Here is a 16,073-nt window from a genome sequence, read left to right as displayed (position 1 = left end):
TAAATTTTTCTGCATCTTTACAATTATACTTTAATTTTTCTGCATAGCATATAGATTAATATTAGTTTTTTAATTTTCTCCGCAAATTTATTGCGAAATTTAAATTTTTTTAAAAAACTGCTGCAAACTTTCAATGAGCTTAAGCGATGCCGCCGACATATGGCGGCCCTTACGATAAACTATACCAATAGTCCTTTTTATTGCCGTATCTGCAAACGGTATTGCTTTAATGCTGCGCCGATTACACATACTGCGTACATAAAGATGCGGTAGTACACTCACCCCAATGTTTTGCTCTACCATTTCACGTAAATCATCCATTTGACTAAGTTCCAGTATTGGTGAAAACGGACAACCCTTTATTTTGCAAGCTTCATCAAAAATTCGTCTTATTATAAAATTTTCCGACATCAATATAAGCGGAACATCGCCAAGCTCTTTGAACTTTACTTGTTTTTTCCCTGCAAATGGATGATTTTTGGCCGTCATCACAACCATTTCTTCTTGGTATAGCGGAACACTAGTCAACTCCTTATTGACAATCGGTAAAAATACCACACCAAAATCTAATTCATTTTGTACCAGTCTATGACATATCTGCTCTGTTGACAATTGCTGTAGTTCAATATGGATTTTAGGATATTCTTTATGGAACTCAATTATTGTTTCCATCATCAAATAAGTCCCCAGGCATGCTACCTTTATTCTCCCCAATGCCAATCCGTTAAGCTGGCTTATCTCTGTCCTGGCCTGTTCAATTGTATCAAAAATCCTCATGCTATGTTTAAATAATATTTCCCCGGCAGGCGTAATCAAAACCGTTTTACCGACTCTGTCAAATAACTTAGCCCCTATTTCCTGTTCAAGTACTTGTATTTGCTGGCTCAATGTGGGTTGTGCTATATTAAGGCTTTCTGCCGCTTTTGTAAAATGACGATATTTACACACTGCCATAAAATATTGTAAATGTCTTATTTCCATTTTTAACCTCCATTATAGTTTATACCTATTATAATAATCGAAAAATATTAATTGAACAATCATTTTCTCTGTGTTATATTGTGTTTATGGAAAGGTACTAAATCAATTAATATCATTTATAGTAATTTCTGCTTTTTCATTTCTTGTATTTTTTCGGCCGGAAAAATTTGTTAATGAAAGACAGCCTATAAAAATATATACTTTATTAAAGAGGGTATAATCATGCAACAATTAGAAATGAAAAAAACTGTTAACGTAAAAACAGATTCTGCTCCGAAACAGCTTACCGGTGCAGAATTAGTAATAAAGAGTCTGGAAAAACAAGGTGTAAAATACATTTTCGGTATCCCCGGCGCCAAAATTGATAAGGTATTTGATGTTCTGCAGGACCACGGTCCAAAACTCATCGTCTGCCGTCACGAACAAAATGCCGCTTTTATGGCAGCAGCAGTTGGACGCCTAACCTGTAAACCCGGTGTATGTCTTGCCACGTCGGGACCAGGTGCCACTAATCTGGTTACAGGACTTGCTACTGCAAACGCAGAAAATGATCCGGTAGTCGCATTAGTCGGCAATGTCAGCCGTGATGACAAACTAAAACAAACCCACCAAGCACTTGATAATATTGCAGTATTCAAGCCTATCACCAAATATAGTGCGGAAGTAATTCATCCCAGTACTGTTCCTGAAGTTATGATGAATGCTTTCCGTGCAGCCGAATCTTCTAAGCAAGGTGCTGCTGTAGTAAGTTTTCCACAGGATGTGCTGGGTGAAACTACATCGGCAAGACCGCTAAATAATTTTACCAGATCAGAACTTGGCAGTGCTCCGGAAAATGCTGTCGAAAGAGCGATAGCCGCTTTAAAATATGCTAAAATGCCTGTAATCTTGGCAGGTATACGGGCAAATCGTTTTTCTGTGGTAAGAGCGGTACGAACTTTATTAAAAAAATGCAGTATCCCCGTGATCGAAACATTTCAGGCATCCGGTCTTATCTCTCGGAATTTGGAAGAAAATTTTCTTGGCCGAGTCGGATTATTCCGCAATCAGCCCGGTGACCATGTTCTTGAAAAAGCCGATGTATTACTTACTATAGGCTACGACCCTGTAGAATATGATCCCAAATATTGGAATGATAATACAGACCGTATCATCATTCATTTAGATGAGAACTCTCCTGCTATCGACAACTGCTACCAACCCAATATAGAACTTATTGGCAACATTGAAGCAACTGTCAACGAAATTACCAAACGCTTGGATAAAGTAAGTATTGCCCCGGAAAATCTGCACTTTTTAGATATCATGCGTGATGAATTATCTGCCAATGATATCCCTCCAAGAAATAATTCTACCAACTTAGTCCATCCCCTGCAATTCATCCATGAACTACGCAGTGCAATCAGTGACAGCACGACAGTAACCTGCGATGTTGGTTCGCATTATATCTGGATGGCCCGTCATTTTCGGACTTATGAACCAAAAACACTGTTGTTCAGCAATGGTATGCAGACACTTGGCGTTGCCCTGCCTTGGGCAATAGCTGCCAGCCTTGTCAACAACAAAGCTAAAACTATTGCTATTTCCGGTGACGGTGGCTTCTTATTTTCTGCCATGGAATTGGAAACAGCCGTCCGTTTGAAACTGCCGATTGTCCATTTCGTTTGGAGGGATGGAACTTACAATATGGTTGCTTTTCAACAAATGATGAAGTACAATAGGACCTCGGGTATAAATTTTGGTTCTGTTGACGTGGTAAAGTATGCTGCTGCATTTGGCGCTAAGGGATTACGTGTCAATTCACCTGATGAACTGAATACCGTTTTAAATAAAGCATTATCTTATAACGATGGTCCTGTAGTTGTCGATGTTCCGATAGATTACCGCGATAATATTAAACTTGGCATGCAAATATTGCCAAATCAACTTAATTAATCAATTGTTCATTTTGAAAGAGGTGTTATAAATGGACGTAAAATCTCGTTTATACAAACCTGGTGAAATATATCAGGTATCGACCATGACGGCACTATTAGACGGTGTCTATGATGGTGTTCTCAATTACGATCAGATAAAACAACATGGTAATTTTGGTATTGGTACTTTTTCTCACCTGGATGGTGAGTTAATTGGTTTCGATGGCAACTTTTATCGGTTGCGCGGTGGTTGTGCAGTTCCAATGGTATCACAGGACCGTACGCCATTTTGTACCGTGACTTATTTTAATCCGCAAATTACCTATACAGTTGATAAACCAATGAATAAGATTACCTTCGAAAAATTATTGAAGAAACTTGTACCAAGCGAAAATCTATTTTATGCTGTATGTATCGATGGTATCTTTAAGGAAGTAAATACCCGTACTGTCAGCTATCAGGAAAAATATATTCCAATGACTGAAGCAGTAAATTCACAACAGACAATCAATTTCAAAAATGTAAAAGGAAAAATTGTCGGATTCTGGACACCCTTCTATGCCCAGGGAATTGCCGTTTCTGGCTACCATTTTCATTTTATTGATGATGCTTTACAAAAAGGCGGTCATGTATTTGACTATACAGTAGATGACGTGAAAATTTCCATTGATCAAAAAACTCATATGAATCTATACACACCTGATATAAAATCCTTTCTCAATGCAAAACTATCACGCAATGATTTAATGAATGAAATAAAAATTGCTGAAGGATAACGCTGTAATAAGTAAAAAAGACTGTCACACGCAACATATGAATATACCGCGTGTGACAGTCTTTTTGTTTGACAGCAGATAACAATAAGCCTATGCTTAAAATATGAAGATTAATATCAATTAGTCAGGGGTGAATATTATGAATATTGCTTTAATAAGTGGTGCATCCAGCGGTTTAGGATGTGAATTTGTCAAATTGCTTTCGCAAGAAGGTTCTCTTGACGCCATTTGGTGCATAGCCCGCTCTCAGCCAAAATTGCTTGCTATGAAAAAATCACTGACCATGCCGTTGCAGTTATTTTTTCTCGACCTTACCGACAAAAATTCTATTGATTCAATACAAACTGCCTTAAATAAAGAAAAACCCAATATCAAATGTTTGATCAACGCTGCCGGTATTGGTAAAATTGGCAGCTATAATGACATTTCCCTATCAGATTGTTCAACTATCGTTGATTTAAACTGTCGGGCAGCAATGCTGCTCACTCAAGCTGCATTGCCCTTTATGCATCCTCACAGCCATATACTTCAAATTTGTTCAACCGCAGCTTTCCAGCCACTTCCTTATTTCAATATTTATGCTGCAAGTAAAGTTTTTCTTTATTATTATAGCCGAGCATTACAAATTGAACTTACTACACGTCACATATCGGTCACAGCCGTATGTCCTTACTGGATAAAAGATACTAATTTTATTGACACTGCTCAAAAAACTACCGACAATACTTATATAAAACGATTTATCTTTGCTTCACGCTGTCAAAAAATTGCGATTAAAGCTTTGCGTGATGCCAAAAGAGATCACAGCGTTTCCACACCAGGTATTATTTGTACAATACATCATTTTATCGCCAAATTCATTCCTTTTAGTATAATGATGCATGGTTGGAACATTGTCAGGAAGTTATAATCATTACAAAGCAAATTTATAATACCTTCCATATAATACAATACAAAAACGTTTAATTCTACTTAAAAAAATTTTAGATTCCAGACTGTATACCATTATCTGATAGATTTTTTATTAAAATACTCAACCACAGGTTTAATAAATAATTAACATGGTTTATATCATTAAAAGTGTCAATTTTATAATGTTTATCGGTACAGCAATTTATTTTTTTAATATAATTAGTATATTTTATATTTTTTCTTATATTATTATGACTTTTTAGCAATTACGTTTAAAATATATGATAACCCCCTAGACAAAAGTATGCAGATATGCTAATATATGAACGTAAAGATGTTAACAAGGCAATGGAGCCATATGATTACCTAATTTCTACATGTATCATGAGGGATTGGTTTATTCATGTGGTTTTTTTATTGCTTAAATTTTTAAAATTTAAAGGTGGTTTTCTTATGGATGATTTACTTTTTGTTATCCCCGCTAATTCTAAAAAAGAGGACATTCTCAGCAAATTAAAAGAACACCCAGAAATCAAATTTGTTTCATTAGTTGGGATTGATTTGGCAGGTAATGATACCGATGAAAAAATTCCTGTACAAATTTTCCTGGACGACATAGATAAATTCTATGAAGGTTCAGCAGTCCAGACTGATGGTTCTTCGGTGGTATTGACTAATATCGCAACTTTGAACAATGCTAAAGTTGATATGCCCATTGATCCATCTGTAAACTGGTTTATCGACTATAACATGGAAAACTTTGATGAAGAAGCAGAAAAACCAATCGGTACATTGCGCATTCCGGCTTTTCTCATTCATGAAGGCAAACGTGTAGATTCACGCGCTGTACTAACTGATACTTTAGCATTTGCAAAAAAAGAAATTATGGCACTATTTGCTGCTCATGATACTATATCCGGCCTTGAACATATCAAAGGCAGCGATGTTGAAGATATTATCTTCACTTCTGCGACTGAACTTGAATTTTGGGTCAAGACACCGCTTGAGGAAGCAGATATCCCTGAAATGAGCGCTTCTCAGGTCATGCAGGAACAATACTGGCAACGTACACGCGGTGCAGTTCGTTCAGCTTTGGAACAGACAATCCTCGCTATGCAATACTATGGTCTGGAACCAGAAATGGGACATAAGGAAGTCGGCGGCATGAAAGGCCAGATGGACTCCAACGGCAACCTTAGCCATGTTTGCGAACAGATTGAAATTGACTGGAAATTTGCAAATGCCGTACAAGCAGCCGACAATGAATTATTAGTCCGTACATTAGCTAAAGAAGTATTCCGCGCCAATGGTCTGGAAGTAAATTTCAAAGCAAAACCAATGATTGGACTTGCCGGTAATGGTGAACACACTCATATCGGTATGGCTGCAAAATTAAAAAGCGGTAAAGTTATCAATCTTTTCTCCCCTAAAGAAATGACAAAAGACTTCATGAGTTCTATCGGCTATGGTGCCATCATGGGCCTTTTGAAAAACTATGAAGTAATAAATCCATTTGTATCATCCACCAATGATTCTTTAAATCGTTTAAAACCCGGTTTTGAAGCACCGGTCTGCATAGTCACCTCACTGGGGCACAATCCGGCTATTCCTTCACGTAACCGCACAATTTTAGCAGGCCTTGTACGTGACATCAACAGTCCGATGGCTACACGTTTTGAATTGCGTGCCTGCAATCCTTATACTAATACTTATATCGCTTTGGCTGCTATTTACTCAGCCATCTTAGACGGTGTAAAATACGCTGTAAATAAAACCACTGACGCATTGCTCGCCGAATTGTCCAAAGAAGCAGGTGAAGCTGCCGGTTATTTAGAAAAAGATCGTGCTTATCGCAGTGAAGAAGATGTATTTGAAGACTACAGTCAAGAAGAACGTGATCATTTATTCTCTGTTCCCCCTGCTACTGTCTGGGAAAATATGCAGGCTCTTAAAAATTATCCTGAAAAACGCTCTGTTGTCACTTCAGCCAATGCATTATGTGACCAGATTGTTGATGCTTTCGTTGCCGGTGAACTCGTTCGCTGGAAAACTGAACTTATCAGTCGTATAATTCCGGAAAACCGGGCAATTGTAAGTACCTGTAAAGAAATTGCCTCCAATTATGTAACTGACCAAGATGCTTATAACTGGAATAAAATCAATGACATCCGTTGTTATCTTGCCAAGGACAGCATTGATGAAAAATCATTGTTTACCCTTTTGATCAAAGCATTAAATGAAAATGATTTTGCTACGGCTTCCGGTCTGCAGATTGAAATGTATGATAAAATGGAAGAATTAAAAGCACTTTATGCCGCTTACAAAATGAACATGATTTAATTTTATAAATAAAAAAGACAAAAGTAACAGGATAAAACCTGTTGCTTTTGTCTTTTTTATTGAATTCAATCTCAACATATTCTTGGTATTTGTTCGCCAGCCGGCATGTCAACAATTCTTATTCCACCGATAATTGTACGCAGGCCGACCTCTCCACAGCTCTTATCATTGGTTGTCCCTATCATACAGGCATTTTTACCATATTTGTTTTTATGCATAGTCTGCAATACTATAGGAGTATCTTTCTTATTAACAAAGGCAATCAATTTCCCCTCATTAGCCAAATACAATGGATCGAATCCCAATATATCACAAAAACCCCTGACTTCTTTTCTCACCGGAACTTTTTCTTCATCGATTATAATACCCACCTGCGCCTGCCCAGCTATTTCGTTAAGTACCGCCGCCGCTCCGCCACGGGTAGCATCACGCATCACAGCGACTTGCGGTGCTGCCTGAAGTATTTCTTTTACTAATCCATTAAGCGGTGCACAGTCACTTTTAATATTGTCCGGCAATTCTAAGCCATGCCTTACTGCCATTACCGATGCAGCATGATCTCCCAGATAACCACTGACTATTATGTCCATATCCGGGCGTACATTCTGCGGCGCAATATTACTGCCTTCAATTAATTCACCAACACCGGCCGTATTAATAAAGATACCATCCCCGCTGTTTTTATCGACTACTTTAGTATCACCGGTCACAATATATATTCCTGCTTCCTGAGCTGCTTTCTTCATCGTATTGACAATAGTCTGTAAATCAACCATAGGGAACCCCTCTTCAATTATCATACCGACCGACAAATAACGAGGTATTGCTCCGGTCATTGATAAATCATTGACCGTCCCGCAAATAGCTAACTTACCAATATTTCCGCCACGAAAAAATAATGGTTTTACGACATACGAATCGGTTGTAAAAGCAATATTATTTTTTAACAAAAGCTTTGCCCCATCATGCATCTGGCGCAAATATTTATTATCAAATGCCGGCAGCATCATTTTTTCTACCAGTTCACGGCTCTTCAAACCGCCTGCACCATGTGCCATTGTAATAAAACTATCGTCCATAATGATACCTTCCTTGTCCATATTTATACCATGCATGACAAGTTCCTTCAACAGAGACCATACATGCACCGGCCGGTTTATCCGGAGTGCAGGTTTTTTTAAACAGCGGACACTGTGTCGGTTTTATCAACCCTTTTAATATTTCACCACAGCGACAAGCCGGATTTTCTCGTGATATTTCTTTTTCTACCGGTATTTGCTGCAAGGCATCATATTGAGCATACTTATCCTTAAGTATCATTCCTGATGCTTCTATTGTACCAAAACCGCGCCACTTTGCCGGTACACTATCAAAAACTTCTTTGATAACTGACTGGGCCACGCGATTTCCTTCTGGTTTAACCACCTGTTTATACGCATTTTCTATTTGTATCTGTCCAGTACTGACCTGCCTTGCCAGCATATACACAGCCCGTAAAATATCCAACGCTTCAAAACCTGTCACAACAGCCGGTTTCCTATATTTATCAGCAACAAAATCAAATGGTTTTTCTCCGGTTATTACACATACATGTCCGGGTAATAAAAATCCATCGACTTTTATCTGCGGGTCACTAAGCAGTGCATCAATAGGAGCATTCGTCCATTTATGTGATGATAGAATAAAAAAATTATTGATATGCTGTGCCATGGCTGTTTGTACCGTCACCGCCGTAAGTGGTGCCGTTGTTTCAAATCCCACTGCAAGAAATATGATTTGTTTTTGTGGATTTTCCTGAGATATTTGTAAAACGTCAAGCGGTGAATAAATTATCCGTACATCGGCTCCTTGTGCCTTAGCCTCATTTAAACTGGAACTAGTGCCTGGCACCTTTAGCATATCACCAAAAGTTGCAATAATTGTATCTTTTCTTTTAGCATAAGCGATTGCCATATCCATATAATCATTAGGTGTCACACAAACAGGACAGCCTGGACCACTAACAAGATCCACTTTTTCCGGCAGAAGCTGCCGTATCCCTGAACGAAAAATAGATACAGTATGTGTACCGCATACCTCCATGAAACGCACCGGTTTTTTTATCAGAACATCTATTTGGTTGATAAAAAATGCCGCTGCCCTTCTACTTTCTTCAGGCATCATCATTTTGCGCTGCCTCTTTCAATAATTGCATTGTTAGTTCAGCTTCTGCCGCATCAATTATCTGAATTGCAAATCCGGCATGCATTAATACAAAATCTCCCTGATTCGCTTCCGGCAGCAACATCAAACTTATCTTGCGCCGTATTCCTTCGACCTCAACCGTCGCCATAGCATTATCTTTCTTCATGATTTTTGCTGGAACAGCCAGACACATTAATATCGCCCCATTTCTTTAGTCCTGTTTTCATTAATAACTGCACAGGCAACAGCTGCCTGCCCAAATGATAAACCACCATCATTAGTCGGAACTTTTCTATTTATATATACGGTGAATCTCTTCTGTAATGATTTTATTACTAAACTTGATAACGTAATATTTTGGAATACCCCGCCCGATAAAACCACCTCATCTATTCCGGTTTCTTCTTTAATTTTTTCTGCCATTTGTATAACGGCATCTGCCATTGTCATATGAAACGACATCGCTTTTTGAGGCAGAGTCATATTACTTAGCAGCATTGCGTCAAAAACCGGTAAAAAATCTATTTCATACTGACGATGCAAACTTATATCATACGGGAAAACAATGCCATTACTATCGGCTGCAAGCTGCTCCAACTCAATAGCCGCCTGTCCTTCATAATTTATTTTACCTCTTATCCCCAATAATGCCGCAACCGTATCAAATAATCTGCCGGCACTTGAACTCAAGGGTGAATTAAATTGCTGTCTGGCAATCTGCACAGCCGTTTGCCAGTTATCCGGAACCAGATTCCACAGACCACAGGGTACGTTCACAGCAGTGCTTCCATAAAGTTTGTCCATAATAAACGCTGCAATACGCCACGGTTCTTTTATAGCTGCAACTGCCCCGGGCAACGGTAAATAAGAAAAATGTGCAACACGTTCATAAGACAAACAATCACAAAGGAAAATTTCTCCTCCCCACAGTTTTCCATCATCTCCATAACCGGTACCATCAAGAGCAATGCCAATAACCTTCTCCTTAATAGTATTTTCCGCCAGTACAGATGCTATATGGGCATGATGATGCTGAACTTTTATCAATGGTAAATTCAGACTGCATGCATATTTAGTGGAAAAATATTCCGGATGCAGATCGCAGGCAGCAATTTGAGGCTTTACGGCAAAAATTTTCTCATAATGCGCTATTGCAGCTTTATAAGCATTATTAGCCGCACTATTGGCCAAATTCCCTATATGATGACTCAAAAAAGCTTTATCCTCTTTCAACAAACAAAAAGTATTTTTTAGCTGACTGCCAGCAGCTAAAACTGACAAATTATTTTTGTTAAAAGGAAATCTTAACGGTGTTGGAGCAAATCCTCTGCTGCGTCTTATATAGGAAGGTTTATTACCAATAATACGCAAGACAGAATCATCCACCCGCATATTAATCCGACGATTGTGCAATAAAAAATAATCGGCAATATTTTTTAGTCGGTCAACGGCATCATCATTTAAATAGGCTATCGGTTCCTCACTTATATTCGCACTAGTCATTACAAAAACATCCTCAGCCTGTAAAAGCAGGCAGTGTACAGGTGCATACGGCAGCATTACACCAAGATATACATTATTTGGTGCGACAGACTCTGCCAGATCATATTTATTTCTTTTGCGCAATAATACAATTGGTGCTGCCGGGCTTTTTAACAATATCTCCTCAAGAGGATTTATTTCACAAATTTTCCTGACCATACTAATCGAACCGGCCATCACTGCCAAAGCTTTATCAAATCGATTTTTTCGCCTGCGCAATTTATATACAGCAGCCTCATTATAGGCATCACAAACAAGATGAAAACCGCCTATTCCCTTTATGGCAACTATTTTACCAGCCTTAATCAAATTATATGTTTTCTGCAATAATGTCTCGTTATCACGCGTCAATAATTTCCCATTATTATTTAATAATTCATAGTGAGGACCGCAGATAGCACAAGCATTAGGTTGTGCATGAAAACGACGATCCAGCGGATCCTCATATTCAGCCCGACAAGACTCACACATATTAAAAGGGCTCATAGTAGTTTTGGCACGATCATAAGGAACATCCTCAACTATCGAAAAACGCGGTCCACAGTTAGTACAATTAATGAAAGGATAATGATACCGTCGATTGTCCTGATTTAACATTTCCTCACGGCATTGTGCACAAATAGCCAGATCTGGTGAAATAAATACCTGTCTGTTTTTTGCCGGCGGACTTTTTTTTATCACGAAAGATTTTTCTTCCGCAACAAGCTTTTTTTCTTTCACAACCACTTCACTTACAAAAGCCGCCGGTGGTGGTGTATCATGAATTTTTTTCACCATTATCCGTAATATTTCATCTGTACCTTGTACTTCAAGAAAAACACCATCTTCATCATTAAAAACAAAACCTGTGACTGAACTTTCCTGTGCCAGCCGATACACAAAAGGTCTAAAACCAACTCCCTGCACTATTCCCCTAACTCGTATTGCCAGTCTTTTCATATCAGTCGACCGTGGCAATGGGCATTGTCTGCCATTGTTTCAACAAATCAATGATTTTATTCACCGTAGATTCCATTTCATTTGCAACAGCATCTGTCAGTTCCATGCCAAGTTCCACTACAGCCGGTTTTACCCCCATTACTATTATCTCCTGTACGGGATCTCCGGTAATTTTTAACGATGCCAGTAAATCGTTGATTCCCAGGTCATGTATTGATATTTTATTAGAAAAATATGTATTTACATCATTTCCCTTATAACAGAAAAAATCACCTGCCCTGCCATCTGCATTTATCGCATCGACAATGAGTAATTTTGTCGTACCTTCGATATAAGGCAATAAAACCATCCCCAAAGTTCCGCCGTCAATTATCTTAATATTTTCCGGCCAAACCATCTGCTGCAATCTTTCAATAACCCGCACGCCAAAGCCATCATCCTGCATAAGTATATTGCCAACACCCAGTATAGTTATTTTATCCATTATCTTTCATTTATCCGTTTCTGTTTTATCTGTACGGCATTTTTAAGCCATTCAGTCCATTTATCAATTCCAATATCCGTGCGACATGATGTTTCAATAATATTAACAGCCGGATTCAAGCAGGTAATATCATGCCGAGCTGCTTTCATATCAAAATTAGTAAATGGCAATATATCAATTTTATTGAGCACTGCCGTTGCTGCTTCCTTGAAAATCAATGGATATTTAAGTGGTTTATCATCACCTTCGGTAATGCTCAAAACAACAGCTTTATTATCTTCACCAATATTGAACTCTGCCGGGCAGACAAGATTGCCGACATTTTCAATGATTATTAAATCCAGCTGCGCCAGATTCAATTTCCCTATGACGTTTTTTATCATCATGGCATCAAGGTGACAACCTCCACTTGTATTTATTTGTATTACCGGGACATTGCAGCCGGCTATACGATCAGCATCTTTATTAGTAAATAAGTCTCCCTCGATTACTGCCATTTTCAATGAATTTTTAAGACTGCCAATAGTTTTTTCTAATAATGACGTCTTTCCTGACCCCGGTGAACCTATTAAATTTAATACAAATATTCCATTTCTATCAAAAATTTCTTTATTTTGAAGCGCTTGTTTATCATTACTGCCCAAAATATTTTCCATTACCGGAACTTCCATCAATCCACCTCCAAATATTCGACACGCAGTTCCCTGCCTGAAATAATATCGACTTTAGCTGAATTACACTTTGGACAAAAAAAATTGTACTTTACAATATGTCCCTGCCAGCCGCAATCATTACATTGTCCCAGCAAGGGCGTCCGGTGTAACTTTAATTCAGCATCTTCTGCAACAGTTCCCTCTGCCAGTGCCTTAAAACAAAACTCCAAAGATTCAAAAACGACACCGGCCATTTCACCAATTATCAATGATACTACCCGTACTTTTTTAGCATCATTTTTCCTGGCATAGCTTTCAACTATATCCATTATCCCCTGGGCCATTGCCATTTCATGCATATCTTTCGCCTGCCTGTACAAAAAGCTGCTACAATATTTTGCAGCAGCTTTTTGTGATAATTATTAACTTATATAGCTGCCTGCAAACCTTTCTGTTCAAAAACAGCCGTGATTTCGCTTAAACGCGTTTTGGCCGGATCATAATTGATCGTCGTTTCACCATCATGCGCATGAATATGAACGTGTAACACTCCTGCCAATCCCAAAAGTTTTTCTTCAATTATCTTAGCATTATCACCATTATACCCAGTCACAAAAAATTGTATCTGAGTTCCACTCCCATGTCCTGAACAGCCACATGTTGCACACATAATGAAACCTCCCTCAACCCTTTATTATTTTACCATTACTGTCTCTTATATCATTTATATCATCAGGTAAATGTGCTAAAATCTTCGTTCCTGAAATCATACTGGAAATTTCTCCCTCACGTTCCATAAAATCAGCACGCACTACCATATAAACATGCATTGCCGCAAACAGGAAAATACACCAGGCTACAATATGATGAATGACATGCAGTCCCATCTCACCAAAGGGAAGCGCTACCCAGCTAAATAAGAATGCACCTACCCCATTGGGATTAACCTGAAAGTACATAGAAAATCCCGTAAAAATCTCCACTACTATCAATCCGTAAATTGCTACATAAGACATTCTTGCCATCGGATTGCGCAAAAATTGTTTGTGTGAATATTTAAGCAGACAATAATGCATCATAACTTCAATAAAATCATCCCAGAATTTCATCTGAAAAAATCTGGGCAGCAATCTGTCACCTTTATTTATAATGTAACCATATATCCTGAATAAAAATGCTGCCGACAAAATAAAACCTGCTGTAAAATGAAGGTTCCTTATCCAGTCAACCGATAAATGCCATTCATTGAGCGTTACATACTGCCCCTCTCCCATTGACATCGGTGTCATTATAACTATACCGGTCGCAAACAAAGTTATTATACACAGTACCATCGTCCAATGAAAAATCCGCAAAAATGGACTAAAAATATAGTATCTGGTCAAGTGCTGCTGGCTGCCTCCAGGTATAGATGTTTCAATAAATTCTTTTTGTTTCACCGCCATATTTGCCACCCCTTACATATACGGATCGGTATTGACCATGCTCAAAGTCCGCTTTTTACTGTCATATACGTGCGCTGCACACGCCAGACACGGATCAAATGAACGCACAGCTCTGACCACTTCCAGTGGTTTATCCGGTACCGCAAGCTGTGTATCCATCATGCTCATCTCATAGGCTCCCTGTCCGGCCTTATCATCACGTGGACAAGCATTCCAGGTGGTCGGTACGACAGCCTGATAATTCTTCACTTTTTTATCTTTTATTACTATCCAATGTGACAATGCGCCGCGCGGTGCTTCATACAGCCCAACACCCTTGAATTCTCCATCAGTCCAAGAAGATGGTTCCCATTTCAATGTATTAGCGATATTAGTATCACCTGTGCCAATATTTTTTACTAACTTATCAAAGAAATATTTTTCCATGATAGATGCCAGTTGTGCATCGAGAGAACGGGCAACAGTACGTCCTGCAGTTGATGGCAACCATTTTTCCGGTGGCAGTCCAAAAATTTTTGATACACTTTCGATCTGGGTCATCATAATTTGTTCCGCCCAGGTAGGTTGAATGATGCCTTTTTTTACTTTCGTATAAATGATTATATAACGGGCTAAGGGTCCTACTTCACAAACTTTCCCACGCCATTTTGGTGTTTTTACCCACGAATATTTTTTATCCTTGCCTAATGTATCCCATTCCTTTTTATTACCATTGGCATCACCGGTATAATCAGGATCCGTTTCTCCGTCCCAAGGATGAAGTGCCTCATCATTTTTATACCATGCATGCTCAGCACTTTCCGTAACTACAGCACTATCTTCTAAGTCTTTGCCAGTAAGCGGGATATATTCCGCCTTGTCCACTCCCTGACCAAAATTTTCCACTACACCATCGCAGCGTACTAATGCTTCAGGTGCAAAATCCCTATGGGTAGCAAATGGTTCATCAGGATAAGCTCCAAATCCCAGTACACGCACCTTGGATAATCCGCCACCGTCAATTGCGCTGCCATGCTGAGCATGAATATGCGCTATTGCTAATACATCCGGCACATAGAAAGAATCCGTCAAATTACGTGCCGTAGCAATAGCCGTCTCAACAGCTGCCAATCGCTGACTGTTCACCGGTGCATTCATATCATTCATTGATATAGCACAGGACATGCCGCCAACGACATAGTGCGGATGCGGATTTTTCCCGCCAAAGATAACATGCGGTATGACTATTTCACGCTGTTTGTCAAGCATATTAAGATAATGAGCTATCCCCATCAAATGAACTTCGGGCGGCAACACTTTATAAGCCGGATGATCCCACCAATTAGCAGCAAAAATTCCTAATTGGTTAGAGTCAACCAGTTGCTTTATTTTGGCCTGGATATCTTTATAATAAGATGCGGATGCTTTTGGATACTCTTTGGGATAAGCACTAAAATCAAACCCCTGAGGTCCCTTTACCGGTATTGTGTAAGTTTTGAGTACAGTTTCCTGCAAAGCCGCAGTAGCAGCAGGATCAGCTTGTAAGGCTTCCAGTGGGCTCACCCAATCCAATGCATGCAGATGATAAAAATGAACTGTGTGGTCATGCACAGTTAGTGTAGCTGCCATGATGTTACGAATATAATGGGCATTCTTAGGGATTTTTATATTGAGTGCATCTTCAACAGCACGAACAGAAGCCAATGCATGCGCTGTAGTACATACACCGCATATGCGCTGTACGAACGCCCACACATCACGTGGATCACGATTTTTTACAATGGTTTCAATACCACGCCATGCCGTTCCACTGGACAATGCATCATTTACCTTGCCTGTCGCCTCATCAACTTCGACTTCTAAACGTAAATGACCTTCTATACGGGTAACTGGATCAACTATAACTTTTTTCATTTATCAAA

At 39.0% G+C, this 16,073-nt stretch carries 15 protein-coding genes; 4 read left to right on the top strand and 11 right to left on the bottom strand.

What is annotated here, in order from left to right:
• Positions 1 to 99: 99 nt before the first annotated feature.
• Entirely contained in the window at positions 100 to 981 is an 882-nt protein-coding gene (locus F8M42_RS02815) for a LysR family transcriptional regulator (RefSeq protein ID WP_182187873.1), read from the bottom strand.
• 222 nt (positions 982 to 1,203) lie between these two features.
• On the opposite strand from F8M42_RS02815, the gene alsS reads away from it, so the two are divergent.
• The 4 genes from alsS (at position 1,204) to F8M42_RS02795 (ending at position 6,925) form a co-directional block, all read left to right on the top strand.
• Positions 1,204 to 2,916: an acetolactate synthase AlsS gene (gene alsS, locus F8M42_RS02810; protein ID WP_229711414.1), complete on the top strand. Its 1,713-nt coding sequence runs from the start codon at positions 1,204 to 1,206 to the stop codon at positions 2,914 to 2,916.
• A gap of 31 nt (positions 2,917 to 2,947) precedes the next feature.
• Positions 2,948 to 3,673, top strand: a complete 726-nt coding sequence (budA, locus tag F8M42_RS02805) for an acetolactate decarboxylase (RefSeq protein WP_182187872.1) — start codon at positions 2,948 to 2,950, stop codon at positions 3,671 to 3,673.
• 139 nt (positions 3,674 to 3,812) lie between these two features.
• On the top strand, positions 3,813 to 4,583 hold the full coding sequence (locus tag F8M42_RS02800) for an SDR family NAD(P)-dependent oxidoreductase (RefSeq protein WP_182187871.1): 771 nt from the start codon (positions 3,813 to 3,815) through the stop codon (positions 4,581 to 4,583).
• 455 nt (positions 4,584 to 5,038) lie between these two features.
• Complete coding sequence (locus tag F8M42_RS02795) at positions 5,039 to 6,925, top strand: type I glutamate--ammonia ligase (RefSeq protein WP_182187870.1); 1,887 nt, start codon at positions 5,039 to 5,041, stop codon at positions 6,923 to 6,925.
• Positions 6,926 to 6,996: 71 nt separating this feature from the next.
• Here the strand turns inward: F8M42_RS02795 and hypE are convergent, their stop codons facing one another.
• The 10 genes from hypE to F8M42_RS02745 form a co-directional block, all read right to left on the bottom strand.
• On the bottom strand, positions 6,997 to 8,004 hold the full coding sequence (hypE, locus tag F8M42_RS02790) for a hydrogenase expression/formation protein HypE (protein ID WP_182187869.1): 1,008 nt from the start codon (positions 8,002 to 8,004) through the stop codon (positions 6,997 to 6,999).
• Positions 7,994 to 9,091, bottom strand: a complete 1,098-nt coding sequence (gene hypD, locus F8M42_RS02785) for a hydrogenase formation protein HypD (RefSeq protein WP_229711413.1) — start codon at positions 9,089 to 9,091, stop codon at positions 7,994 to 7,996. Before hypD ends, hypE begins: the two co-directional genes overlap by 11 nt.
• The gene (locus F8M42_RS02780; protein WP_182187868.1) at positions 9,078 to 9,302 is read right to left on the bottom strand and encodes a HypC/HybG/HupF family hydrogenase formation chaperone; all 225 of its coding nucleotides are present in this window, start codon (positions 9,300 to 9,302) and stop codon (positions 9,078 to 9,080) included. The genes hypD and F8M42_RS02780 overlap by 14 nt, the downstream gene beginning before the upstream one ends.
• Positions 9,302 to 11,608 carry a carbamoyltransferase HypF gene (hypF, locus tag F8M42_RS02775; protein WP_326832817.1) on the bottom strand — a complete coding sequence of 769 codons (2,307 nt, stop codon included), beginning with the start codon at positions 11,606 to 11,608 and terminating at the stop codon, positions 9,302 to 9,304. The genes F8M42_RS02780 and hypF overlap by 1 nt, the downstream gene beginning before the upstream one ends.
• Positions 11,592 to 12,074, bottom strand: a complete 483-nt coding sequence (locus F8M42_RS02770; RefSeq protein WP_182187867.1) for a HyaD/HybD family hydrogenase maturation endopeptidase — start codon at positions 12,072 to 12,074, stop codon at positions 11,592 to 11,594. The genes hypF and F8M42_RS02770 overlap by 17 nt, the downstream gene beginning before the upstream one ends.
• Positions 12,074 to 12,745 carry a hydrogenase nickel incorporation protein HypB gene (gene hypB, locus F8M42_RS02765; RefSeq protein ID WP_182187866.1) on the bottom strand — a complete coding sequence of 224 codons (672 nt, stop codon included), beginning with the start codon at positions 12,743 to 12,745 and terminating at the stop codon, positions 12,074 to 12,076. Before hypB ends, F8M42_RS02770 begins: the two co-directional genes overlap by 1 nt.
• Positions 12,745 to 13,086 carry a hydrogenase maturation nickel metallochaperone HypA gene (gene hypA / locus F8M42_RS02760; RefSeq protein ID WP_182187865.1) on the bottom strand — a complete coding sequence of 114 codons (342 nt, stop codon included), beginning with the start codon at positions 13,084 to 13,086 and terminating at the stop codon, positions 12,745 to 12,747. The genes hypB and hypA overlap by 1 nt, the downstream gene beginning before the upstream one ends.
• Before the next feature lie 68 nt (positions 13,087 to 13,154).
• Positions 13,155 to 13,397 (bottom strand): hypothetical protein, encoded by a 243-nt coding sequence (locus tag F8M42_RS02755; RefSeq protein ID WP_182187864.1) that lies wholly within the window; start codon positions 13,395 to 13,397, stop codon positions 13,155 to 13,157.
• Positions 13,398 to 13,410: 13 nt separating this feature from the next.
• Complete coding sequence (gene cybH, locus F8M42_RS02750; protein ID WP_182187863.1) at positions 13,411 to 14,172, bottom strand: Ni/Fe-hydrogenase, b-type cytochrome subunit; 762 nt, start codon at positions 14,170 to 14,172, stop codon at positions 13,411 to 13,413.
• Positions 14,173 to 14,184: 12 nt separating this feature from the next.
• A complete protein-coding gene (locus F8M42_RS02745) occupies positions 14,185 to 16,065 on the bottom strand; it encodes a nickel-dependent hydrogenase large subunit (protein WP_182187862.1) in 1,881 nt (626 codons plus the stop codon).
• Positions 16,066 to 16,073: the final 8 nt, after the last annotated feature.

The sequence above is a fragment of the Pectinatus frisingensis genome (assembly GCF_014076555.1).
Classification (GTDB): domain Bacteria; phylum Bacillota; class Negativicutes; order Selenomonadales; family Selenomonadaceae; genus Pectinatus; species Pectinatus frisingensis.
This window is presented reverse-complemented; position numbering and strand designations above follow the sequence as displayed.